At 69.1% G+C, this 709-nt stretch carries 1 pseudogene; it reads right to left on the reverse strand.

The window, feature by feature from the left end:
* Positions 1-481: pseudogene (locus KGA66_RS29280) on the reverse strand (hypothetical protein); the annotation flags it as partial.
* Between the last annotated feature and the right edge of the window lie 228 nt (positions 482-709).

The raw sequence follows: 709 nt of genomic DNA on the forward strand, positions 1-709 counted from the left end.
GGGTGCCGCCGGCCAGGTCGGCTTTGGTGGTCAGCCATTCGGTGAGGTATTGGCCGAGGGTGAGCGGATTGTCGACGGCTTGGCCGAGGGTCAGGCGTTTGCGGATCTCGTCCTCGTCCGGCAGCGGGGTCTTGTTGGCGAGGCGTTCGCGGATCAGGGCTGTGATGGCGCGGCGTTGGGTGTCGGGTTCGTCGGTGGTGTCGGCCAGGCGCAGCAGGCTGATGATGGTGGTCAGCGCGTCGCGGGTCTGGGTTTCGGTGGGGTAGCCGGCGCGCAGGTGTTCGCGTGGTCCGCCGTCGTTGAAGGGGATCTCGAGTTGGAGGCGCCAGGTGCCGTGTTCGCGGGCCCAGCGTCCGTCGGCGTAGGTCAGTTGCGGGCAGGCGCGGCCGAGTTGGCGGCGGCGGGTGGTGCCGTCGGGCAGGGGGATGGTCTCGGTGCAGCCGCACCGTTTGAACACGGTGCCGTTCATCGTGGTGGCCATGGAGTGTTCCGTTCGTCATGCTGCGTTGTCCGGTGCCGGTCTCGGAAGAATCCGTGGGACCGGCACGGTGACCATGGACGCTCCGTCCCTGCCTGGGCATCAACCCGTCTGGTGGAGGTTCTTCACCGGTGTGGTGAAGAACCTCCACGGGCCGCGGGCGGGACGCTCACGCCGCAGTGGTCTGCGGCGCGGCGACGGCGGGCGCATCGATGCCCAGCAGGGCGAGCA

This window comes from Actinocrinis puniceicyclus (assembly GCF_018283645.1).
GTDB classification, from domain to species: domain Bacteria; phylum Actinomycetota; class Actinomycetes; order Streptomycetales; family Catenulisporaceae; genus Actinocrinis; species Actinocrinis puniceicyclus.